The sequence below is a fragment of the Allofournierella massiliensis genome (assembly GCF_004345265.1).
Classification (GTDB): Bacteria; Bacillota; Clostridia; order Oscillospirales; family Ruminococcaceae; genus Allofournierella; species Allofournierella massiliensis.
The window spans coordinates 97,212-120,502 of record NZ_SLUM01000008.1; the positions used below are offsets into that span (position 1 = coordinate 97,212).

Below are 23,291 nucleotides of genomic sequence, written 5' to 3' on the forward strand. Positions count from 1 at the left end.
GGTTATCCGGCCTCTTGCTCGGACTCCTGTCCTTTCTGAGCAAAGTAGAGGGCAAGCGCCTCGTCCACAATGCTGTCGAACTCTTTCTGGCTGATGCTGGCGGTAAAGTATTTCTTGTAAATCGCCGGTTTGACCTTGAACGCCGTAGCCGTGGATTTCTTGGGTTTCCGGTTAAACTCGCCGGACAAAATCTGTTCGGTACGCTCCGGGGTCAGCTTTCCGGTATATTCCCGCAGCAGGACAACCTTTCCCTCATTGACCTTGTACTCGCTTCCCAAAAGCACATCGTCAACCATCTGCTGTTCCTGTTCGGTCAGATAAGAGAGCTGCACAGCTACCACAATCGGGAACTCGGCATCATCAATTCTCCTTTTCAGCGGAGTAATCAACTCATTGATGCGGAGATAGTTTGCAACAGCACGGCCTTTCAGGTCATATTCTGCGCCCACAACATCACGGCTTTTCGACTTGTGGCACTCGATGCCACAAGTCCCGTTTTCCCTGATTTCATCAGGGTTTTCAAGCCGTTTCAACTCCTCGACAATATCGTTCCGGCGCCCCTGACAGATCATTTTGGAATAGCGCAGAGTCAGCACCGCCGCTTTTTCAGAGGGCAGCATTTCGGAGAAGGAGCGTTGCAGGACATTGGTTTCGATCACATAAATCCAAGCATCTTCATCGGAGAGATTTTCCTTGACGATACAGGGAAGTTCACGGTTTGCAATGGCTGCGGCGTTCTGCCGGTTATGACCGGCCAGCATTTCATACTCAAAGCCATCTTCATCCCGTTCAATCTTGCGGATGATGGCGGGATTCAGGACCCCATGTTCCGAAATGCTTTCTACCAGATCATTGAGCCGGTCGCCCTCATACAGTCGGAACGGATGGCCTCGGAAAGCACGAATGGCCTGCGGGGGAAGGGTGATGATGGTATTCTTGGTCGGCAAGGATACGGAAGGGGTAGGTTCAATAGGGCTTTCTTCTGCGGCATCCAAGCCCAGAAGATCGTCAATGGACTTGATGCGCGGATTGATTTTAGGCATTTGCCAGCACCTCCTTTGCAAGTTCCAGATAGGCAAGAGAGGCGGGGTTTGCCTGCTCCAGTTCCATGACGCTCATTCCGTAGCTGTTTGCGTCCCCCACCTTGACCGTGTAGGGAATCTGACAGTTGAAGATGGGGAGCGATTGGAACGCCTTTGTGACCTGACCGTATGTACGGCGATACAGGTTCGTCCGCTTGTTGCATTTGGTGAACAGGATACCGCCGATCTCAATGCTGGGATTTAATTTCCGCTTGATTTTCTTGATGGTGTCTACCAACGCCTGCAAACCGGTCAGAGCGAACAGTTCCGGGTCAATCGGGATGATTACCTCGTCGGCAGCCGTTAAAGCGTTGATGGTCAACGAGCCAAGAGAGGGGTTGGTGTCCACGATAATGTAATCGTAGGACAGCCGCAGAGGGTTCAGCAGAGCGGCCAGGTAGTCATTGCTGTCCGGCGTCATCAGCAGATTTGCCTCCGCAACGGTGAGAGATCGGCTGGAAGGGATCAAGTCCACAGAGCCGATTTTCTGGATGAACTCGTTGGTATCCGGCAGAGATTCGTCCAGAAGCAGATTGGTGATAAGAGTCCCGGTATTATAGGGCGCCTGGGTCGGCAGGACACCGAAACTGGTGGTGAGGTTATACTGGGGGTCAAAGTCAACTACCAAGACCTTCTTGCCCATCTCGGCCAGCGCGTAGGACAGATTTCGGACCGTGCTGGTCTTGGCTACCCCACCTTTCTGGTTGGCTACAACAATTATTTTCCCGCTTTCCATGATAGAAAACCTCCTATATTTTCGTGGAATTTTTGTGATTTCAAGCGTTTGTTCAAGTATGCGTCACTGGCCATAAAGTCGATCAGATTGACCTTCGGGATGATAAATGCCGGACCATGTGAAAGAGCTTTTAGCTTTTTCGTTCTGATCCATTTTGCGACCGTAGATGCCGTGGCGCCTGTTAATTCCGCGGCCTCTCTCGTGGAAACTATGTCGGGAATGTCCCGGAAACTCTCTATGTAGTATTTTCGCAGTTCCTCCGTTGTCACAGATTCGGGAAGCAGGGGCTTGACTGCGTATGTCCCGCTATATGAGCCGGGGGGAAGTTTGTATTTTTCGGGGTGGATTTCCCTGCGCTCAAGGTAGCGAACTATGTCTTTCATCTTTATGGTGTAATTCCGGGTCTTTTTCCCACTCTGTACACAGGGAACCAGACCGGATTGCAGCAGATAACGAGCTGTGCGTTTGCTGATATGACAGATAATGCGGAATTGCTCTTTTTGGACTGTTTCTGGGTACTGATTCAGCAAATAGCGATACTTGGATACCTGTGCCACATCACTCGCCTCCTTTTTCCTGCCACAGACGCTCAAATGTATCCATCAATTCCTTTTGGAGAGGGGTCTTTCGGCGGATACGGCGGTAATATGGGCTTATCAGAAAGTCCAGCATAAAATCCTTTGGGACGGTGTACTGCTTTCCAGGCTGGAAAGCCTTCAGAATCCCTGTGCTGATCCACCGCACGATTGCCGAGGACGAAAAGCCTGTGATCTGCTGAATATCCTTTACGGAAAGCAGGTCTGAGTAGGGAGAGAGGTGTTCGTCATAGAATGTTCTCATAGCACAGATATAGGGACTGTCTGCTTCCTGTCTGCACTCACGCCGATAGAGATAGGCAAGAATGTCCGTCAGCTTGATTTTGTGGCTACGGATCAGGTGGTTTTGCTCAATGGTGTAGGGAATCTCACCTTGTTGCTCCAAATTGTAGGCGGTCTTGGGACAGATGTGGCAGATCTCGCATAGTTCCCGTTTGGTTACATAGGCGGGATACTTTGCGGCGATGTCGGGGTAATACTTAGTCAAATCCATGTGCAGCACTCACTTTCTTGTTCATCTGTCATTGGTAGGTGAGGTACTTCACTGGCGTGTAAAATATTGGATTTTGAAGTGGGTTCAAATAAGATCAAGTTGTCTAATCAAAATGGTGATTTGCGTTTTCGTGAAATGGTATGGGTGTGAATACCCCCAATCTGGCGTCCAGTTCTATCCTTGTTCTATCCTCCGGTCATAATTCGGGGCAAAATGGGAAGAACTCGGAAAGCCCTGTGGGTTCAAATAAAAACGAAAAACGGAAGCCAAAATCCGCAGTATACCGCAGCTTTTGGGCTTCCGTTGTGTACTTCCATCTTCGCTTAATTTCCACCAAAAGTCACAAGGGGGAAATGACTCGAAATTTCGTGTCGGGTAAAACCGACCTAGGGTTCGAATCCCTAACTCTCCGCCAAAAAGCCCGCAGGAAGTTTCCTGCGGGCTTTTCCCTTTTTTATCGGAATTTTTAAAAATGGAACCGGCGGCGCACTTCGCTGCGCAGGCCGGGGCGCAGGCGCACCACCAGCAGCGGGGCGATCAGGGCGAGGCAGGCGCCGAAGGAAATCAACGACCAGAAGGGCCGGTAGCTGCCCGAGACGGTGAAGTCGATGAAGAATTCCAGCACCAGCAAAAACAGCCCGATGCACAGAATCACCGCCATGAAGGCGCTGAGCAGCGAGGGCTTTTTGCGGAACACCGCGCACAGGGCAAGCGAAAGGCCGCACAGCGCGGCAGTCACCGGCAGCGCAAGGCTCCAGTACCAGCCAAGGCCCCCGGTGAGCAGGGCAATCAGCAACAGATACAGCGCCAGCGCCGCCCCGTCGATGGCAAGCCGCGCCCACACCGGCAGGCGGCGGGCCAGCAGATGGGGCACGCTCCAGCACCAGAGCAGGGCAGCGGCCCCGGCCACATAGGCGGACCAGGGAATGCCCCGGCCCACCAGAATCAGGTTCAGCAGCACGCAGAACACCGAGGCGGACAAAAGCACCGCCGTCACCGCCACCGCCAGCTCTCGCCGGTCGATGGGGGCCACCTCCTGCCGGATGGCCGGGAAGGGCGGCGGACTGGTGCGATCCACCGGCTGGTTCGGGTTATATACAGGCGTGCCGCACAGGGGGCAGCGCCCGGCGGTGGAATCCAGCTCCACCCCGCATTGCACACAATAAGACATGGCTTGTTTACTCCTTTCGGTTGGAGATGACCTTCACATGGATGCCCTCCCGCACCAGATGGCGGAAGAACTCCCGCTCCATATCGGTATCCTTCACGATGCCCGCGAAGGTGATGGTCAATGTGTCGCCGTAGCTGATGCAGGCGCAGTTGGAGCGGGCGGTGTAGGACTGGCCCAGAATCATCTCCATGCGCTCGATGTGCTCCTCCATGGCGGCGGGCACCTTGAATACGCCGGGATTGGTGAGGGTGGTGGAATAGGGCCGGTTGCCGATGAGCCGGTAGCTCAAATCCAGCGCCAGATTCTTGATGGGCGAGGGTACCAGCTGAAGCAGCAGATTGTTCTGCAGCGCCACGTTGCCGGCGATGGTGGCCTGCATCTCCACCCGGTTGATGTGCAGCCGCATGTGGTGATGCACCTGAGAAACGATTTCCGGGAAGGTGTAGTCGCCCAGTTCCGGGTCGATGGCCGGGCGCACCGTGAGGATGAAGTTGCGCAACGTGGGCGAGGGGAAGTGGGGCCGCAGGTTGATGGGCACTGCCAGCGCCACCTGCTTTTCCTTGCGGCGGCCCTCCCGGCGCTGGCGGATCTGGATGGATTCCAGCAGCACCGCCGCCAGATACTCGGTGATGGAGGCCCCGTAGCCCTTGGCCACCGCCTTGAGCTGGGCCACCGACACAAGGCCCATGGTCACGTTCAGGGTGTAGAAGGGCTCCTTTTCCCCCAGGCAGGCGTAGGCGGGGGGCTCCCGCATGCCCAGGCACTTGCGGGCGTGGCCGTAGCGGGAATAGGCGTCCTCCTGCTCGGCCGCATCGGGCGGGGCGGTCACGTCCAGCACGCCTCCCTCGTTGGGGATGTTGTGCCCGCACAGCCGCAGATACACCGCCAGCAGGGTGCGGAAGAAGGTCAGCGCGCCGGAGCCGTCCGCCAGCGCGTGGAACACCTCCATGGAGATGCGCCGCTCGTAGTAGAAAAAGCGAATCAGCCAGTCCTCGCCTTTGCGAAAGCGCACCGGCTGGCAGGGGTTGGCGATGTCCGGCTGAACGAAGGGGCCGGGGGCGTGGTTGGGCTCGAAATAATACCAGAACACCCCCTGCTTGATGCGCACCGCAAAGCCGGGGAAACGGGGCAGGGTGGTGTCCACCGCCTGCTGCAGCAGCACCGGGTCCACCGGCTGGCGCATCAGGGCCGAAAACCGGTAGACGGCGGAATAGTCCTCCCGCTGCAGGGCGGAATACATCAGGGCGGCATTGTCCAGCCGGGACCAGCCGCCGGAAAGGGAAGGCATGGCATTCACCTCCGAAAAAACTGGAACGATTTCCCTTATTTTACCACGTTTTGGGCAAAGTGGCTGTAAAATTCTCAGAATGTCCATCAAAAGCTGCCGGGGTATGGTACAATAAAAAAAGGCCGGTAAAAACGATCCCGGCCGGAAAAGAGAACCTATGCTGAAAATCAATCGACCCGACGCGGAGCAGAGCGCTCTGTCGCTGGAAAAACGTTTTGAAACCACCCTGACCGCGGCCTTAAAGGCCATCCATTCCGCCACCTCGCCGGATTCCACCACCCCGGAGGATCTGGAGCGGCAGCGCAAGGGGCAGGAGCTGCTGGGCCGCATGGTCACCCCCATGCTGGGCATGCGCTGGGAGCCCTTTGAAATCGGCGGCATGCCCGCCGCATGGGTGCGCCCCGAGCAGGGGGAAAACCCCCGCAAAATCGTTCTGTACTGCCACGGCGGCGGCTACACCACCGGCAATCTGGGCTACGCCCGGCCGCTGGCGGCAAAGCTGGCCCAGGGCACCGGCTGCCCGGTGCTGGCCTTCGAGTACCGGCTGGCCCCGGAGCACCCCTACCCGGCGGCGCTGAAGGACGCGGAAAAGGCCTGGAACTACCTGATGCATCAGGGCTGGGGCGCGGCGGATGTGGTGCTGGCGGGCGATTCCGCCGGCGGCAACATGGCGCTGGAGCTGGTGATGCGGCTGCGGGCCGAGGGCCGCAGGCTGCCGGGCCAGCTGGTGCTGTTCTCCCCCTGGACGGACATGACCGCCACCAGCGAGACCTATGAAACCCGGGGCGAGACCGACCCCATGCTCACCAAAAACTACATCTGCGCGGTGCGGCAGGCCTACGCCCCCGGGGCGGACTGGTCCAAGTGGGAATATTCGCCTCTGTACGGCGATTTTACCGCCTTTCCGCCCACGCTGATTCAGGTGGGCGACAACGAAATCCTTCTGGAGGATTCGCTGGGCCTGCGCCGGGCCATGCAGGAGCAGGGCGTTCTGTGCCGGCTGGAGCAGTGGCCGGGCATGTGGCATGTATTTCAGATGTTCCCCATCAAGAAGGCGGCGGAAGCCATGGACAGCGCCTGCCGCTTCATCCGGGAAGGAAAATAAAATAACAGGCATACGAGGAGAGGGAAAGACCAATGGAAAAGATCACTGTTCTGGGCACCGGCTACGCCATGGCCCTGCGCTGCTACAACACCTGTTTCGCCCTGCATCAGGGCGACGACGTGCTGCTGGTGGACGCGGGCGGCGGCAACGGCATTCTGGTGCAGCTGCAAAAGGCGGGCATCGACCCGGCATCCATCCACAATCTGATTGTGACCCACGCCCACACCGACCACATTCTGGGCGTGGTGTGGGCGATCCGCAAGATCGCCACCCTGATGCTGGACGGCAAATATGAGGGCCAGTTCCACGTCTGGTGCCACAAGGGCCTGCCCGAGACCATCGAGACGCTGGTACGGCTGACGGTGCAGGGCAAATTTGCAAAGCTGATCGGTGACCGGATTCTGCTGCACGGTGTGGCGGACGGCGAGCAGGCGGAGCTTCTGGGCCACACCGTGACCTTCTTTGACATCCACTCCACCAAGATGGAGCAGTACGGCTTCACCGCCGAGAAGGACGGCAAAAAGCTCACCTGTCTGGGCGACGAGCCCTACAACCCCCTGTGCGAGGGTTATGTGAAGGGCAGCGACTGGCTGCTGTGCGAGGCGTTCTGCCTGTACGGCGACCGGGAGAAGTTCAAACCCTACGAAAAGCACCACAGCACCGTGAAGGAAGCCTGCGAGCTGGCCGCCCAGCTGGCGGTGCCCCATCTGGTGCTCTGGCACACCGAGGACAAAACCTACGAGGACCGCCAGCGGCTGTACACCGCCGAGGGCAAAGAGTACTATCAGGGCGATCTGCATGTGCCTTATGATCTGGACGTGATCGCGCTGTAACCGAAAAATGGCGCGAAGCAATAACGAAGCAAGCGAAAGGCAGGGATCGAGTATGAGCGATCTGGAACAGAAATTCTTGCAGGAGGTCACCAACAAGGCAGCCGAGGCCAAGCTGATCTGCGGCTGGGATGGGGCGCATTTTCTGGCGTTTCTGCAAAAGCGGGGCCCGGCGCGGGCCATGGCCGAGCAGGCACGCCGGGGCGCGGTGAGCGAAGCCTTCGACCGGCTGGCCGCCAAGGGACGCTTGGATCTGTCGCCGGAGGCGGTGGCGTCGAAAAACGACTACGCCGACCTGTTCGACGACGAAGCGGTGAACTTCTTTTTAGAGGTGCTCTGCGAAAAGGGCTACTTCACCGCCGGCTGATTTGATACAAGCAAAAAGGCTGCCTGCCTAGGCAGCCTTTTTTGTTTTGGCGTTATTCCTCCGGCCGCCAGCCCTTGCACACGTCCACCCAGCCGGATGCGCCGCTGGCTTTTTCCAGCTCGGCCAGATTCAGCTCTACCGCGCTGGCCGCGGTGCCCGCCGCCGGGTACACCACATCGAACCGGCGCAGGGATTCGTCCAGATACACGGTCACGCCGGGCTTTGTGCCGAAGGGGCACACGCCGCCCACCCCGTGGCCGATCAGCTCCTCCACCTGATCGGCGGGAATCATCTTTGCCTTGGTGTCGAACCGGGCCTTGTAGCGGGGGTTATCCACCTTGGCGTCCCCCGCTGCCAGAATCAGAATAGGCTTGTCCTCCACCAGAAAGGAAAGACTCTTGGCAATGCGGGCGGGCTCGCAGCCCACGGCAACCGCCGCCAGCTCCACCGTGGCGCTGGACACTGAAAATTCCCGGATGCGCCCTTCAAGCCCGAATTGTTCCAGATGCGCTCTGGCTGCTTCCATCGACATGTTCCCATCGCTCCTTTGCTTGCTTTTGCAGGTTAGTGAAATAAAGTATAGCACAAACGCAGCCAAAAGGCGAGAGGGTTCATGCGTTCAAAACAGAACAAAAGTGTGCTATACTTACAAAAGAGTTTTGAAACAAACGGGATGAGGAGAGGATCATACCATGCGATACGGGTTTGTGAAAACCGCCTGCGCCACGCCGGACATCCGGGTGGCGGACTGCACTTACAATGCCGCCCAGACCATCCATGCGGTGGAACAGGCCGCCGAACAGGGTGTGGAGGTACTGTGCCTGCCGGAGCTGGGCCTGACCGGCTACACCTGCGAGGATCTGTTTTTCCAGCCGGTACTCCAGCAGGGCGCGCTGGACGCGCTGGGCACCGTGCTGAAGGCCACCGCCCACACCTCGGTGGTGTTTGTGGCGGGCCTGCCGCTGGCGGTGCGGGGCAAGCTGTACAACTGCGCCGCCGTCTGCCAGAGCGGGCGGCTGCTGGGCCTTGTGCCCAAGACCCATCTGCCCAGCTACAATGAGTTCTACGAGGGCCGCCGGTTCACCGCCGCCCCCGCCGGCAATTTCACGCTGGAAGTGCTGGGCCAGACCGTGCCCTTCGGCACAAAGCTGCTGTTCTGCCACCCCAAGGCGGATTGCCTGAAAATCGCGGTGGAGATCTGCGAGGATGTGTGGGCGCCGCTGCCCCCCAGCGTGGGCCACGCCATGGCCGGGGCGACCCTGATCCTGAATCTGTCCGCCAGCGATGAGGTGGTGGGCAAGGCGGAATACCGCCGTCAGCTGATCGCGGGTCAGTCCGCCCGGCTGCTGTGCGGCTATCTGTACGCGGACGCGGGCCGGGGCGAATCCACCACCGATCTGGTGTTCGCCGGGCACGACCTGATCTGCGAGAACGGGGCCATTCTGGCCCAGACCGAGCTGTTCGGCAGCGGCATGATCGTCAGCGAGGTGGATCTGGAGAAGCTGGCGGGCGAGCGGCTGAAAAACACCAGCTTTGCGGCGGTGAACGACGAGGGCTACACCACCGTGCAGCTGGCGGACACCTGTGCTGACTGGCAGCCGGTGCGCCCGGTGGATCCGGCGCCCTTTGTGCCCGCGGGCGAGAGCGAACGCATGCGCCGCTGCGAGGCCATTCTGGAGATGCAGGCCCAGGGCCTGCGCAAGCGGATGGAGCACACCCGCGCCGCCACCGCGGTGATCGGCATCTCCGGCGGGCTGGACAGCACCCTTGCCCTGCTGGTGGTGACCCGTGCCTTCCGGCTGATGGACAAGCCCCTGAAGGATGTGGTGGCGGTGACCATGCCCTGCTTCGGCACCACCAAGCGCACCAAATCCAACGCGGAAAAACTGTGCGAGGCGCTGGGCGTGAGCCTGCGCCAGGTGAACATTGCCGACACGGTGCGCAGCAACTTTGCGGACATCGGCCATGACGAGTCGGTGCTGGATGTGACCTACGAAAACACCCAGGCCCGGGTGCGCACGCTGGTTTTGATGAATCTGGCCAACCGGCTGGGCGGCCTTGTGATCGGCACCGGCGATCTGAGCGAGCTGGCGCTGGGCTGGGCCACCTACAACGGCGACCACATGAGCATGTACGGCGTGAACGGCTCGGTGCCCAAAACGCTGGTGCGGCACATTGTGGCCACCGTGGCGGCCAACAGCGAGCCCGCCCTGCGGGAGGTCCTGCAGGACATTCTGGACACCCCGGTCAGCCCCGAGCTGCTGCCCGCCAGGGAAAACGGCGAAATTGCCCAGCAGACCGAGGCCATCGTGGGCCCCTACGAGCTGCACGACTTCTTTCTCTATTACGCCATCCGCTGGGGTTTTGCGCCCAAAAAGATCTTCTGGCTGGCCCGGCGGGCCTTTGCCGGGGTCTATGAGGACGCGGTGCTGGTGCAGTGGCTGCGCAACTTCTACCGGCGCTTCTTCGCCCAGCAGTTCAAGCGCAGCTGCCTGCCGGACGGCCCCAAGGTGGGCACCGTGACCCTGTCGCCCCGGGGCGACTGGCGGATGCCCAGCGACGCCTGCGCCACCCTCTGGCTGGCTCAGGTGGAGGAGCTGGAACAGAATCTGTAAGTAAATTCATCGGGAGGGAAAACAGGATGAACGATCAGGAATACATGCTGCAACAGGTGAAGGCGGTGCTGGCCATCGACAGCCCCAGCGGCTTCACCAAAAACGCGGTGGATTATCTGGTAAAGGAATACAAGGCGCTGGGCTATGAGCCGCAGGTTACCCGCAAGGGCGGCGTGCTGGTGCAGCTGAGCGCGGGCGACGGCTCCATGCCCGGCGACGGCATTTTGCAGGAGGCCCATCTGGACACGCTGGGCGCCATGGTGTGCGGTGTAAAGGGCAACGGCCGGCTGCGGCTGACCGCGCTGGGCGGCATGAACCCCAACAACGCCGAGGCCGAGAATGTGCGCATCTACACCCGGGAGGGCAAGGTCTACACCGGTGTGTGCCAGCTCACCGACGCTTCGGTGCATGTGAACGGCGACTACTCCAAGACCGAGCGCAGCTGGGATACCATGGAGGTGCTGCTGGACGAGATGGTCTTTTCCGAGGCCGAGGTTCACGCACTGGGCATCGAAAACGGCGATATTGTCTGCTTTGACCCCCGCACCACCGTCACCGAAAGCGGCTACATCAAGAGCCGCTTTCTGGACGACAAGCTGAGCGTGGCCATCCTGTTGGGCTATGCCCGGGCTTTGAAGGAAAGCGGCAAGACCACCCGGCGGGCGGTGTGGCAGCACATCACCGTGTTTGAGGAGGTGGGCCACGGCGGCTCCGCCTCGGTGCCGGAGGGTGTGGGCGAAGCCATCAGCGTGGACATGGGCTGTGTGGGCGAGGGCCTTGCCTGCAAGGAGCATCAGGTGTCCATCTGCGCCAAGGACAGCGGCGGCCCCTACCACTACGACGTGGTGAGCGGTCTGGTGGCGGCGGCGAAAAAGGCCGGTGTGGACTACGCGGTGGACGTGTACCCCCACTACGGCTCGGACGTGGAAGCCACCCTGCGGGCGGGCGCGGACGTGCGCCACGGCCTGATCGGTGCGGGCGTGTACGCCTCCCACGGCTACGAGCGCAGCCATGTGAAGGGCATGATGGCCACCTTCCAGCTGCTGAATGCCTACATCGAGTGATAAAGAAAACCGGATGCAAGAGATTTTCTTGCATCTGGTTTTTTTATTGTTCGAGATTTTCGCTGGGAAGAGAGGGGGGATTATCAGAATCAGCACCTAATAAAAGCTGGTCATTCCAGGCCCGGAGAATGTGCTTTTCAAAAAGTCTTTGAAGCTGATTTAGTCGATTTGAAACAGCATACAGGCTGTTTTTTATGTCGATTGGAATGAAAGAATCATGAATATGTGAATGAGATACAGCAAGAGAAACGTCGGAGACTGTGCCTGAACCGGAAAGCAAGTTCAGGAGATTTTGAGCAAGTTCCGGATTGTTACTTTGCACAAGTTCAAGAAGGTTGGGATAGGCGTCGATATACCCATAAAAAGGAGAGTAATAGTAGGTGATTTCTCCATCTTCCGGGCTGAGAAAAATATGGCAATAGAAGTCTATGTCGATGATGCATCCATGAATCGTTCCAGTTCCCCCGAATCGTTTTACATAATTCGAAATTTCTTCCTGAGCTTTTCGATAGGGGGAAAGAGCGTTCCAATATGAGCGGATCATATTGGAGAAATTCAGCTGAAAATATCGGATATCTGAGCTTTTGGAAATCTTTTTTAATCTTCCTCCAGCGCAAATACAAGTGCCGGATTTGCTGGTCAAGAAAAAGCCGTAGTATCCTTCTGATTTGATCATATAAAAATGTGAATTGCCTTGTTTTAATTGATACTCGACACGACCGTTTCCGGCAATTGGTTCGCACATATAGTTGTAAAAGGCCAAATAATCGGTGCTGGATACTTCATAACAGCCATCAGGGTAATCAGCGAACGGGTTTCGGTTACGATAAATACTTATCCGCTTTAAATGAAAATGTGTGCCGTGATAACCGATTTGATTATCTGCATAGCAATAAAAGTTTTGATTTGGCTCAGCTTGAAAAAAGTTCCTATGAGTGTGTCCGCTGAAATAGATGCAGTTGCTTAGAAAGGCAGGAGTTGCTTGCCAATCGAATATTGGATTATGAGTCAGTACGATAAGAAGTTTGTTTTGCGCTTTTGCGGATGCAAGCGCAGAAAGATAGGTGCTGTGCCATAGATTCGACTGTTCGATTTCTTCCTGACGCGATAATGCATTTTGATATATTCCGTTGATTGCATTGAACTTTGAATTACAACCTGCAAATCCGATTCCGCCAACAATCATGACGCTTTGAAAAATGTGAGAGTAATAGTGAAAATCATCGTCAATGGCAGAATCATTGTCGACAGCAGAGTCCTCGATGAGCAATTGTGGATGATGGGTATAGTCGTTGCAGAATATACCGTTGGTCTTGCCAAACCAAGCAATGTTATTATGCAGAAAACAGATTTCGAGTTTTTGAAACAGGTCTTGATAAGAGCGGATGCAGTCATCTAAATTATTGAAATCCCAAAGTTCATGGTTGCCTAAAATGGCATATACGAAGTGGAAGTGTTTTTTAAATGGAGAATTCCAATAGAGATCATCAGGCAATTGGGATCGGAGTGAGGAAGCTTGTTCTTTCAATGTGCTTAATGTGGAAGAAGCTTGACGTATTTCTGGGGGAACACTGTCATATTGATCCAAGGGTTTTGTGGCGCGTTTTGTCCAACCGTGATGAGAACTCCACTCGTTTACAGACTGTTCGAGTTCAGCTATCTGCGTCCACAGAGAATCAAGCTCTTGCTGTATGGGGATAAATTGTTTCCGTCTTGTTCTATGAAAATCTCGTTCCAGTTTATCCCACTGAGAAATGAACTTTGCGTAAAACAATTCAGCAAGCTTAAAAGAAGCACAAATGTCCCCGGCAAACAGAACAATAGGGCTGAGGTTGTGGGCGATATCCTCTAGAAATGCTTCCGGAAATAGATTGCGGACAATGGTCTGAAGATATCTTTCGACTTGCTTTTCTGTTGCTCCGTCTGGAAACTTGTTGGCGATTTGATGCTCAAGATGTAAATCGCTTATATAGTATACAGGAGAGCATTCTCTCAAAGCTGTTTCGTTGAATTCCAACAAAGAAGGTAATGTGGAAATGGGAGGCAATGAGGCAAGAGCATTAGTCTCATAATTTTGAAAAACAGCAGGGGGTGATGGGGCTTTTGCCAACCTTAAACACTCGTCGTATAACATTAAAAATGCCCTCCTTTCCCCAAAGTGTAGCACTTCAACATAATAAAATAAAGCTTTTAGGGTCAAAATACTTGACAAGCTGTGGAAAATAGAGTAATATGACAACTAAATTCATATCGCTGTGATAGAGGCGCGGTGTTCAAGAGTAGCACGCGGCATTCGGGGCAGACCCCCGCCGCTGCAAAAGGGAACATCGCCGAAGGAAGCGAACCCGGTCTGGGGGGCGCTTGCCTGGGCCGGCGGAGAAGATCCGCCGGACTGTCACGAATTTTTTCGTGAAGCGCTATCCAAGGGAAACCGAAGGGGCGGCCCGGCCGGGGCTGCCTGCAACGCGCCGCGTTCGTTCGCGGGGCGCACAGAGACTTCCGCGGGGCTGCTTTTCGAAAGGAAAGCAGCCCCGTTTTTTTGCGTGGCGGGCAGCGGTAAAAAAGAGGAGGAGCAACATGAAAAAAATCGCAAGCCTTATGTTGGCACTGCTGCTTTGCACCGGAATTTTGAGCGGTCTCACCGCCGTTTCGGCCGAGGGCAGCGTGCTGGACGACAACACCCTGACCGTGGCCATGGAGTGCGCCTACGCCCCCTACAACTGGACCCAGCCGGATTCTTCCAACGGCGCGGTGCCCATCAAGGACAGCGCCGACTACGCCAACGGCTACGACGTGATGATGGCCAAGAAGATCGCTGACGCTCTGGGCATGGAGCTGGAGATCGTGCGGCTGGACTGGGATTCGCTGGTGCCCGCCGTGCAGAGCGGCACCGTGGACTGCGTGATTGCGGGCCAGTCCATCACCAGCGAGCGGCTGGAGTCGGTGGATTTCACCGCCCCCTACTTCTACGCTTCCATCGTGGGCCTGACCCGCACCGACAGCCCCTATGCCCAGGCGCAGGGCCTGAGTGAGCTGGCGGGCGCCACCGCCACCAGCCAGCTGGGCACTATCTGGTACGACGGCTGCCTGCCCCAGATTCCGGACGCCACCATCCTCACCCCGCAGGAATCCGCCCCCGCCATGCTGATGGCGCTGGAGACCGGCCGGGTAAATCTGGTGGTCACCGACATTCCCACCGCCAAGGCGGCCCTGAATGCCTACAGCGACTTTGTGCTGCTGGACTTCAACGACAGCGAGGATAACTTCGTGGTCTCCAGCGAGGACGTGAACATCGGCATCTCGGTGCAGAAGGGCAACACCGAATTGAAGGACGCCATCAACGGCGTGCTGGCCACCATGACCGAGGACGACTACAATGCCATGATGGACGAGGCCATTTCCATCCAGCCGCTGAGCGACGGCCTGCCCGAAGGCTTCTTCGCCCAGATCGGCTATCTGCTGAAGAACTACGGCACCAGCTACCTGAAGGGTGCGGGCATCACCGTGGTGATCGCGGTGATCTGCACCGCCATCGGCTGCGTGATCGGCCTTGGCTGCGGCATCGTGCAGACCATCCCGGTGGAAAAGCGGGATGGCATGGGCAAGAAGATTCTGCTGGGCGCGGCCCGCGCCGTGCTGCGGGTGTATGTGGAGGTATTCCGCGGCACCCCCATGATTCTGCAGGCGGTGCTCATCTTCTACGGCGCGGCCTTCCTGTTCGGCTGGAATCTGGACATGTGGACCGCTGCGCTGGTGATCGTGTCGGTGAACACCGGCGCTTACATGGCGGAATCGGTGCGCGGCGGCATTCTGTCCATCCCGGTGGGCCAGACCGAGGGCGCCAAGGCCATCGGCCTGACCCATGTGCAGACCATGACCAGCATCATTCTGCCCCAGGCGCTGCGCAACATCATGCCCCAGATCGGCAACAACCTGATCATCAACATCAAGGATACCTCGGTGCTGTTCATCATCGGCGTGGCCGAGCTGTTCAGCATCCACAAGGGTGTGGTGGGCGCCACCTACGCCTACTTCCCCTCGGCGGTGATCGAGATGGCCATCTATCTGGTGATGACTCTGGTCTGCTCGGCCATTCTGCGCTGGGTGGAAAAGCGGATGGACGGCGAATCCAGCTACGAGCTGGTGAAGCAGACCGGCGGCCTGAACGCCCCTCCCTATGTGGAGCACGGCAAGCCGCGCACCGCCAATCTGGATCTGTGAGAAAAGGGGGACGAGCAAGATGAATACCACCCAGAACGGCGCCATCGTAGAGGTGCGCCACCTGAATAAATCCTTCGGCCCGCGGGAAATTCTGCGGGACATCAACTTCACTGTCTGCAAGGGCGACGTGACCACCATCATCGGCCCCTCCGGCAGCGGCAAGTCCACCCTTCTGCGCTGTTTGAACCTGCTGGAGACGCCCTCCGGCGGCGAGATTCTGTTCCACGGGCAGAACATCAGCGAAAACGGCAACATTCCCGCCTACCGCACCAAGGTGGGCATGGTGTTCCAGTCCTTCAACCTGTTCTCCAACCTGACCGTGCTGGAAAACTGCATGCTGGGCCAGCGCAAGGCCCTGAAGCGCAGCAGGGACGAGGCGGAGAAGAAGGCACTGTTCTATCTGGAAAAGGTGGGCATGGCCGAGTATGTGAACGCAAAGCCCAGCCAGCTTTCCGGCGGCCAGCAGCAGCGTGTGGCCATTGCCCGGGCGCTGGCCATGGAGCCGGAGCTGCTGCTCTTCGACGAGCCCACCAGCGCCCTTGACCCGGAGATGGTGGGCGAGGTGCTGAACGTGATGCAGAAGCTGGCCGCCGAGGGCATGACCATGATCGTGGTCACCCACGAGATGGCCTTCGCCCGGGACGTGAGCAACCATGTGGTGTTCATGGCCGACGGCGTGATCTGCGAGGAGGGCGAGCCGCACCAGCTGTTCGAGAACCCCAAAAGCGAGCGCACTGCGGAATTTCTGGCCCGCTTCCGGCAGGGCTGAGCCTCAAGCAGAAAACAAAACAAAAAGGCATCGGGAAAATTCCCGATGCCTTTTTGTTTTGTCTTGCAAAGGAAGCAATCAGACCTTCACGATCCAGCCCTTTTCGTCGGGCAGAACACCCCACTGGATGCCGGTGAGGGTGTCGTACAGGCGCTGGGTTACCTGACCGATGTTGCCGTCGTTCACGGTTACCTCGTCGCCCTCGTAGTACAGCTTGCCCACCGGGCTGACCACCGCGGCGGTGCCGGTGCCGAACACCTCTTCCAGCTTGCCGGCGTGGGCGGCCTCCATGACCTCCTGAATGGACAGGCGGCTGTCGCAGTCCACAGTGTAGCCCCAGTCACGCAGCAGCTCAATGCAGCTCATGCGGGTGATGCCGGGCAGCACGGTGCCAACGGTGGGGGCGGTGCGGATCACGCCGTCGATCTTGAAGAAGCAGTTCATGCTGCCCACTTCCTCCACATACTTGCGCTCCACGCCGTCCAGCCACAGAACCTGGCTGTAGCCCAGCTCGTGGGCCTTCATCTGGCCCGCCAGGCTGGCCGCGTAGTTGCCGCCGCACTTGATGAAGCCGGTGCCGCCGGGGGTGGCGCGCACATACTCGTCCTCCACATAGATCTTCACCGGATCCAGACCCTCGGCGTAGTAGGCGCCGGAGGGGGAGGCGATGACGATGAATTCATAGGTGGCGCTGGGCTTTACACCCAGATGAGGCTCGGTGGCGATGGTGAAGGGCCGCAGATACAGGCTGGTGCCGGGGGCGCTGGGCACCCAGTCACGGTCCATATCCACCAGAGCCTTCACGGCCTGCACAAAATCCTCCACCGGAATGGTGGGGATGCACAGACGCTCATGGGTGCTCTGCAGGCGCTCGGCGTTCTTCTCCGGGCGGAACAGCTGCACCTGACCCTCGGCGGTGCGGTAGGCCTTCATGCCTTCAAAGCTCTCCTGCGCGTAGTGGAACACCATGGCGGCAGGATCCAGCGAAATGGGCTGATAGGGCTCGATGCGGGGCGAATGCCAGCCCTGGCCCTCGGTGTAGTCCATGCGGAACATGTGGTCGGTGTAATGGGTGCCGAAGCCCAGATTGTTCTGATCGGGCTTTTCCTTGGGGGTGGTGGTTTTGGTTACTTTGATCTCCAACATGAAACAGGTCCTCCCTTTTGCGGCCGGTGGATATGCGCCGCCGTCTGTGATTGGCTTTTATAATGTGACCATTATAGAACCTGTTTGGTACTTCCGTCAAGGCTTTTTTGCTTTAAAAGGGTGATTCGATAGCATAAAACAGCGGAACGTGCCGCCAACGGCCCATATATATAAGGAAAGCACTGCCTTTTCCGGGTCTGGCCGGTTTGAAGGCGGTGAAATTGCTCACAAACATAAACTTAACATTCCCCCGGATGGAAAGGGCGTGGATTGGTGGTTTTGTAAAATTTCTTTACAAAAAATTGGGCGGTTTAACAAAAGCCTAACCGAACCATGCGGGCGGATTTTGCAAAGCGGGCGGTATAATGATACCAGTTTCGCGGGAAAGCGAAGCGCAAACGAGACCGAAACTCCGCTTACAGGAGCGGGGAGACCGGATGAGATTCATTGGAATGAATTGAGAAGAAGAGGGAGTAAGACAAAATGAAAATGAAGCGTTTTATGGCAATGGCTATTGCATGTGTTATGGCTGCCGGTCTGGTAGCCTGCGGTGGCTCTGAGAGCACCGCTACCACCAGCACCACCGACAGCACCGCTGCCACCAGCACCACCGCCAGCACTGCCGAAGAGACCACCGCCGATCTGAGCGGCGCGGTAGCCACCGGCGGTTCCACCAGCGTGGAGAAGGTGATCGGTGCTCTGGGCGAGGCCTTCATGGAAGCCAACCCCAGCGTGGACGTTACTTATGATCCCACCGGCAGCGGCGCCGGCGTGACCGGTGCTGCCGACGGCACCCTGGACATCGGCCTGTCCAGCCGTGCGCTGAAGGACGAGGAGAAGGCCCAGGGCCTGAAGGAGACCACCTTCGCGCTGGACGGCATCGCCATCGTGGTGAACACCGAGAACACCGTTGAGGACCTGAGCCTGGAGCAGATTGCAAAGCTGGCTACCGGCGAGATCACCAACTGGAGCGAAGTGGGCGGCCCCGATGCCCCCGTTGTTCTGATCGGCCGTGAGGCCGGCAGCGGCACCCGCGACGGCTTCGAGAGCATCGTTGGCGTGGAAGACAAGTGCGCTTACGAGCAGGAGCTGACCAGCACCGGCGCCGTTCTGGCCGGTGTGGCCGCCAACCCCAACGCCTTCGGCTACGTTTCTCTGGCCAGCGTTGACGACACCGTGAAGATGGTCACCGTGGACGGCGTTACCGCCAGCGAAGAGACCGTGAAGGACGGCAGCTACAAGATCCAGCGCCCCTTCGTGTTCGTGACCAAGGACGGCGAGGAGCTGAGCGCTCAGGCCCAGGCTTTCTACGACTTCGCCCTGAGCGAGGACGCTGCTGAGCTGATCGCTGCCGCCGGCGCGGTACCCATGGTTTAACAAGAAGGCTACATGCCTTCGCCTGACACCCCCAAAGGTCGGCATGCCGGCGAAATGAAGCAAGTTTGTTAGGCATCGCCGCCGGAAAATACGTATCTACGCAGGTTCCGGCGGCTTTTTGCGGCAAAAAACCGCAGTGTGTGCAAAGCGAGTAACGAAGAGGAAAAGCGCTATGAAACTGAAACAGAGCATCGAGCGGATCATGAACGCAGTGTTCTTCATCTGCGGAATGGTCTCCATCGCGGCGGTGGCCCTGATCACCATCTACATGGTGTGGGCCGGCCTGCCCGCCATCGTCAAGATCGGCCCTGTGGACTTTCTGCTGGGTACCGTCTGGAAATCCACCGCTGCCGAGCCTCAGTTCGGCATCCTGCCCTTTATCCTGACCAGCGTGTGGGGCATGCTGGGCGCGCTGATCATCGGCGTGCCGGTGGGTGTGCTCACCGCCGTGTTCCTGGCAAAGCTGGCCCCCCCGAAGCTGGCCGCTCTGGTGCGGCCCGCGGTGGAGCTGCTGGCCGGCATCCCCAGTGTGGTTTACGGCCTGATCGGTATGATCGTGCTGGTGCCCACTGTGATGAAAACCTTTGATCTGAAGAGCGGCAGCTGCCTGCTCAGCGCCATTCTGGTGCTGGCCATCATGGTTCTGCCCAACATCATCTCGGTGAGCGAGACCGCCCTGCGGGCCGTTCCGCCGGAGTATGAGGAGGCCAGCCTGGGCCTGGGCGCCACCTGGATCGAGACCGTGTTCAAGGTGAGCGTGCCCGCCGCCCGCAGCGGCATTGCGGCCGGCATTGTGCTGGGCGCCGGCCGTGCCGTGGGCGAGGCCATGGCCGTGATGATGGTGGCCGGCAACGTGGCCAACATGCCCGGCCTGTTCAAGAGCGTGCGTTTCCTGACCACCGCCGTGGCCAGCGAGATGAGCTATGCCGCAGACGGCAGCCTGCAGAAGCAGGCCCTGTTCAGTATCGGCCTGGTGCTGTTCGTGTTCATCATGCTGATCAACTGGCTGCTCAATACCTTTTTGAAACGGGGGGAGAAACAGTGAGCCATTCCGCAAAACGCAAAGCAAAGGCGACCGTGCTGAAGGTGCTGGTTTACGGCAGCGCCTTCCTGACCGTGGCCGTTCTGGTGGCTCTGCTGGGCTACATCTTCGTGCGGGGCATCCCCAACATCACCTGGCAGCTGCTCTCCACCAAACCCAGTGTCATCAAGGACACCATCGGCATCCTGCCGAACCTGCTCAATACCCTGTACATCATTCTGCTGACCCTGATCATCGCTCTGCCTCTGGGCGTGGGCGCGGCGGTCTACCTGACCGAGTACGCCACCAGCAAGACCTTCATCAAGGTGGTGGAGTTCACCACCGAGACGCTGGCGGGCATCCCCAGCATCATCTACGGCCTGGTGGGCATGCTGGTGTTCGTGCAGATGCTGGGCTTTGGCTCCAGCCTTTTGTCCGGCAGTTTGACGCTGGTGATCATGATCCTGCCCACCATCATCCGCACCACCCAGGAAAGCCTGAAAACCGTGCCCGCCGGGTACCGTGAGGGCGCGCTGGGTCTGGGCGCCACCCGGTGGTACATGATCCGCACCATCGTGCTGCCCTCCTCCATCAGCGGCATCATCACCGGCTGCATTCTGGCAGTGGGCCGCATCGTGGGCGAAAGCGCCGCCCTGCTGTTCACCGCGGGCAGCGCCACCATCATCGCCTCCAACATTTTTGAAGCCTACACCCGGGGCGGCGGTACCCTGTCCGTCGCGCTGTACATGTACGCCGCCGAGCGCGGTGAATTCGAGGTGGCCTTTGCCATCGCGGCCATTCTGCTGATTCTGGTATTCCTGATCAACATGGCCACCCGTCTGGTACAGGTCAAAATGAAGCAGAAGAAGTAAAGGAGCAGCCAACATGAGCGAAAACGCGATCCTGCAGGCAAAGGACCTGCATCTTTATTACGGCGAGACCGAGGCGCTGAAGGGCATCGACATCGCCATCCCTGAAAAGAAGATCACCGCCCTGATCGGTCCCTCCGGCTGCGGCAAGTCCACCTTCTTAAAGACCCTGAACCGGATGAACGATCTGGTTCCCAATGTGCGCATCACCGGCGAGGCTCTGTTCCACGGCAAGAACATTCTGGATAAGGACGTGGACGTGACCGACCTGCGCCGCCGCATCGGCATGGTGTTCCAGAAGCCCAATCCGTTCCCCATGAGCATCTACGACAACGTGGCCTACGGCCCCCGCCTGCACGGCAACCACAGCAAGAAGGAGCTGGACGAGCTGGTGGAGAAGAGCCTGCGCGGCGCCGCCATCTGGGACGAGGTGAAGGACCGGCTGAAGAAGAGCGCGCTGGGCCTTTCCGGCGGCCAGCAGCAGCGCCTGTGCATCGCCCGCGCGCTGGCGGTGCAGCCGGACGTGCTGCTGATGGATGAGCCCACCAGTGCTCTGGATCCGGGCAGCACCCTGCGCATCGAGGATCTGATGGACGAGCTGAAAAAGGATTACACGGTGGTCATTGTTACCCACAACATGCAGCAGGCTGCCCGTATTTCTGACCAGACCGCCTTCTTCCTGCTGGGCTCTCTGATCGAGTACGGCCCCACCAAGGAGCTGTTTGCCAACCCCAAGAACCCCAAGACGGAAGAATACATCACCGGTCGGTTCGGCTAAGGGAGGAATCTGAATATTATGATGACACGCATCAACTACAACAACGACCTGCAGGCGCTGTACGACGCGGTGAAGCAGATGGGCCTGACCATCGAGACTTCCATCGACCAGACCTGGAAGGCCCTGCAGAAGCTGGACATGAAAACCGCCCAGGCCATCATCGACGGCGACGAAGCCATCGACCAGATGGAACGCAACATCGAGAAAGCCTGCTTGGAGCTGGTGCTCACCCAGACCCCGGTGGCCGGTGACTGGCGGCGCATTGCCTCCATCATGCGCATGATTTCGGATCTGGAGCGCATTGCCGACCACTGCAGCGATATTTCCGAATACATCGTGCAGCTGGCGGCCAAGCCCGCCGTGGAGCTGCCCGCTCCCATGGAGAAGATGTTCTGCCTGATGAAGACCATGGTCAAGGAGACCGTGACCGCCTTCGTGGAGCTCAGCGAGGACAAGGCCCGCGCCGTGATCGGCCAGGACGATCTGCAGGACGACTACTTCCTGCAGGTGTGCGAGGAGCTGTGCGACCGGATGCAGAAGCACCCGGAGGAGGTGCGCCAGCGGGTGGATCAGCTGATGATCGCCAAGTATCTGGAGCGCATGAGCGACCATTCCACCAACCTGGCGGAGTGGGTGGTCTACATCGTGAGCGGCCAGCTGGTCAACAACTAAACCTTTTCGTTTTCTTCGCATATACACAAAACAGAAAAAGCCCCGGTGGATTCTGCCGGGGCTTTTTCTGTGTGTTTCCGATGAGAAGAAACGAAAAAAGGCGGCACGGATTTTCCGTGCCGCCTTTTAAGGGTGAAGGGGTTACTTGCTGCGCTTCTCGAACTGCTCGGCGCCCACACCGCACAGGGGGCAGGTGTAGCCCTCGGGCAGCTGGGCGCCCTCGTACACATAGCCGCAAACCGAGCATACCCATTCGGTGTTCTCGTCGGTGTCGGCAGCGGGAGCGGCCTGCTTCTCGAAGAACTCGGCGCCAACGCCGCACAGGGGGCAGGTGTAGCCCTCGGGCAGCTCGTCGCCCTCGTAGACGTAGCCGCAAACGGTGCACACCCACTTGGTACCGGAGGCGGAAGCGGGCTTTGCCTCCTCGGCGCTCACCTCCACGCTCTTCTTCTCAAAGAACTCGGGGCCAACGCCGCACAGGGGGCAGGTGAAGCCGGCGGGCAGCTGGTCGCCCTCGTAGATGTAGCCGCACACGGTGCACACCCACTGGGTCTTGGTGACCGGCAGCTCAGCCACCGCCTCGGGGGCCACATAGGTGGGGGCGGTCTTGGGGCTGGAGCCCTTGATTACCTTATGATAGTATTCGTAGGTCATGGCGGGGGCAGTCTGGGCGAACACGCCGGTGTCGATCACCTTGCCCAGGAACACGGTGTGGGTCTCGGTCTCCATCTTGTCGATCACCTTGCACAGGCCCCAGCCCATGGTGTCCTCCAGAACGGGCAGGCCCTGCTCATAGTGCCAGGCCACGCCGGCGAACTTGTCCACGTCACGGCTGGAGCGGAAGCCGAAGCCGCCGATCAGGCCCGGGTCGCTGGCCTCGCTGAGCACGTTCAGCGCGAACATGCCGCTTTCCGAGATGGCCTTGTGGGTCAGGTTTTCATGGTTGATGCTCACCGCGATGGTGGCAGGCTCGGCGGTGATCTGCATGGCGCTGTTGGCGGTGCAGCCCACGGGGGTCTCGCCGTTCATGCTGGTCACGATGTATACGCCGTACGACATGCTGAAAAAGAAACGAACGTCCATTTTTATGC

General features: G+C 58.5%; 22 protein-coding genes and 1 riboswitch. Of the genes, 12 read left to right on the forward strand and 10 right to left on the reverse strand.

Annotation, left to right across the window (positions count from 1 at the left end):
* Window positions 1-2 precede the first annotated feature (2 nt).
* The 6 genes from EDD77_RS06270 to EDD77_RS06295 form a co-directional block, all read right to left on the reverse strand.
* Window positions 3-1,043 carry a ParB N-terminal domain-containing protein gene (locus EDD77_RS06270; RefSeq protein ID WP_058963992.1) on the reverse strand — a complete coding sequence of 347 codons (1,041 nt, stop codon included), beginning with the start codon at window positions 1,041-1,043 and terminating at the stop codon, window positions 3-5.
* Window positions 1,036-1,818 carry a ParA family protein gene (locus tag EDD77_RS06275; protein WP_055180661.1) on the reverse strand — a complete coding sequence of 261 codons (783 nt, stop codon included), beginning with the start codon at window positions 1,816-1,818 and terminating at the stop codon, window positions 1,036-1,038. Before EDD77_RS06275 ends, EDD77_RS06270 begins: the two co-directional genes overlap by 8 nt.
* Complete coding sequence (locus EDD77_RS06280; protein ID WP_006354099.1) at window positions 1,800-2,375, reverse strand: helix-turn-helix domain-containing protein; 576 nt, start codon at window positions 2,373-2,375, stop codon at window positions 1,800-1,802. Before EDD77_RS06280 ends, EDD77_RS06275 begins: the two co-directional genes overlap by 19 nt.
* Before the next feature lies 1 nt (window position 2,376).
* Complete coding sequence (locus EDD77_RS06285) at window positions 2,377-2,907, reverse strand: helix-turn-helix domain-containing protein (protein WP_058963993.1); 531 nt, start codon at window positions 2,905-2,907, stop codon at window positions 2,377-2,379.
* Window positions 2,908-3,373: 466 nt separating this feature from the next.
* Window positions 3,374-4,078 (reverse strand): DUF6320 domain-containing protein, encoded by a 705-nt coding sequence (locus EDD77_RS06290; RefSeq protein WP_058963994.1) that lies wholly within the window; start codon window positions 4,076-4,078, stop codon window positions 3,374-3,376.
* Between the two features lie 7 nt (window positions 4,079-4,085).
* Window positions 4,086-5,366, reverse strand: a complete 1,281-nt coding sequence (locus EDD77_RS06295; protein WP_058963995.1) for a hypothetical protein — start codon at window positions 5,364-5,366, stop codon at window positions 4,086-4,088.
* A 157-nt stretch (window positions 5,367-5,523) separates the two neighbouring features.
* Here EDD77_RS06295 and EDD77_RS06300 point away from each other — a divergent pair, with 157 nt between their 5' ends.
* Genes EDD77_RS06300 through EDD77_RS06310 form a run of 3 tightly spaced genes read left to right on the forward strand, consistent with a single transcriptional unit; the run spans window position 5,524 to window position 7,668 of the window.
* A complete protein-coding gene (locus EDD77_RS06300) occupies window positions 5,524-6,471 on the forward strand; it encodes an alpha/beta hydrolase (protein ID WP_058963996.1) in 948 nt (315 codons plus the stop codon).
* A gap of 32 nt (window positions 6,472-6,503) precedes the next feature.
* Window positions 6,504-7,304: an MBL fold metallo-hydrolase gene (locus tag EDD77_RS06305; RefSeq protein ID WP_058963997.1), complete on the forward strand. Its 801-nt coding sequence runs from the start codon at window positions 6,504-6,506 to the stop codon at window positions 7,302-7,304.
* 52 nt (window positions 7,305-7,356) lie between these two features.
* A complete protein-coding gene (locus EDD77_RS06310; RefSeq protein ID WP_058963998.1) occupies window positions 7,357-7,668 on the forward strand; it encodes a hypothetical protein in 312 nt (103 codons plus the stop codon).
* Window positions 7,669-7,720: 52 nt separating this feature from the next.
* On the opposite strand, the gene EDD77_RS06315 is transcribed toward EDD77_RS06310, so the two are convergent.
* The gene (locus tag EDD77_RS06315) at window positions 7,721-8,200 is read right to left on the reverse strand and encodes a YbaK/EbsC family protein (protein ID WP_058963999.1); all 480 of its coding nucleotides are present in this window, start codon (window positions 8,198-8,200) and stop codon (window positions 7,721-7,723) included.
* Window positions 8,201-8,360: 160 nt separating this feature from the next.
* On the opposite strand from EDD77_RS06315, the gene EDD77_RS06320 reads away from it, so the two are divergent.
* On the forward strand, window positions 8,361-10,283 hold the full coding sequence (locus EDD77_RS06320) for an NAD(+) synthase (protein ID WP_058964000.1): 1,923 nt from the start codon (window positions 8,361-8,363) through the stop codon (window positions 10,281-10,283).
* A gap of 26 nt (window positions 10,284-10,309) precedes the next feature.
* Window positions 10,310-11,347, forward strand: coding sequence for a M42 family metallopeptidase (locus EDD77_RS06325; protein ID WP_058964001.1), 1,038 nt, complete (start codon window positions 10,310-10,312; stop codon window positions 11,345-11,347).
* A 43-nt stretch (window positions 11,348-11,390) separates the two neighbouring features.
* On the opposite strand, the gene EDD77_RS06330 is transcribed toward EDD77_RS06325, so the two are convergent.
* Window positions 11,391-13,481: a metallophosphoesterase gene (locus EDD77_RS06330; RefSeq protein WP_058964002.1), complete on the reverse strand. Its 2,091-nt coding sequence runs from the start codon at window positions 13,479-13,481 to the stop codon at window positions 11,391-11,393.
* A gap of 117 nt (window positions 13,482-13,598) precedes the next feature.
* A riboswitch (Lysine riboswitch) is annotated at window positions 13,599-13,775 on the forward strand.
* A 149-nt stretch (window positions 13,776-13,924) separates the two neighbouring features.
* Between EDD77_RS06330 and EDD77_RS18740 the strand changes: the two genes are divergently transcribed.
* Complete coding sequence (locus tag EDD77_RS18740) at window positions 13,925-15,568, forward strand: ABC transporter substrate-binding protein/permease (protein WP_058964003.1); 1,644 nt, start codon at window positions 13,925-13,927, stop codon at window positions 15,566-15,568.
* Window positions 15,569-15,587: 19 nt separating this feature from the next.
* A complete protein-coding gene (locus tag EDD77_RS06340) occupies window positions 15,588-16,337 on the forward strand; it encodes an amino acid ABC transporter ATP-binding protein (protein WP_058964004.1) in 750 nt (249 codons plus the stop codon).
* A 78-nt stretch (window positions 16,338-16,415) separates the two neighbouring features.
* Here the strand turns inward: EDD77_RS06340 and EDD77_RS06345 are convergent, their stop codons facing one another.
* A complete protein-coding gene (locus tag EDD77_RS06345; RefSeq protein ID WP_058964005.1) occupies window positions 16,416-17,483 on the reverse strand; it encodes a branched-chain amino acid aminotransferase in 1,068 nt (355 codons plus the stop codon).
* Window positions 17,484-17,972: 489 nt separating this feature from the next.
* Here EDD77_RS06345 and EDD77_RS06350 point away from each other — a divergent pair, with 489 nt between their 5' ends.
* From EDD77_RS06350 to phoU, 5 genes are all read left to right on the forward strand, one after another.
* On the forward strand, window positions 17,973-18,860 hold the full coding sequence (locus EDD77_RS06350; RefSeq protein ID WP_058964234.1) for a phosphate ABC transporter substrate-binding protein: 888 nt from the start codon (window positions 17,973-17,975) through the stop codon (window positions 18,858-18,860).
* 172 nt (window positions 18,861-19,032) lie between these two features.
* Window positions 19,033-19,905: a phosphate ABC transporter permease subunit PstC gene (pstC, locus tag EDD77_RS06355; protein WP_058964006.1), complete on the forward strand. Its 873-nt coding sequence runs from the start codon at window positions 19,033-19,035 to the stop codon at window positions 19,903-19,905.
* Complete coding sequence (gene pstA / locus EDD77_RS06360; RefSeq protein WP_242868350.1) at window positions 19,902-20,753, forward strand: phosphate ABC transporter permease PstA; 852 nt, start codon at window positions 19,902-19,904, stop codon at window positions 20,751-20,753. Before pstC ends, pstA begins: the two co-directional genes overlap by 4 nt.
* A gap of 13 nt (window positions 20,754-20,766) precedes the next feature.
* Window positions 20,767-21,528: a phosphate ABC transporter ATP-binding protein PstB gene (gene pstB / locus EDD77_RS06365; protein ID WP_058964008.1), complete on the forward strand. Its 762-nt coding sequence runs from the start codon at window positions 20,767-20,769 to the stop codon at window positions 21,526-21,528.
* Between the two features lie 18 nt (window positions 21,529-21,546).
* Window positions 21,547-22,200 (forward strand): phosphate signaling complex protein PhoU, encoded by a 654-nt coding sequence (phoU, locus tag EDD77_RS06370; RefSeq protein ID WP_058964009.1) that lies wholly within the window; start codon window positions 21,547-21,549, stop codon window positions 22,198-22,200.
* 141 nt (window positions 22,201-22,341) lie between these two features.
* Here phoU and EDD77_RS06380 read toward each other — a convergent pair whose 3' ends face one another.
* Window positions 22,342-23,283: a rubredoxin-like domain-containing protein gene (locus EDD77_RS06380; protein ID WP_077138533.1), complete on the reverse strand. Its 942-nt coding sequence runs from the start codon at window positions 23,281-23,283 to the stop codon at window positions 22,342-22,344.
* Window positions 23,284-23,291: the final 8 nt, after the last annotated feature.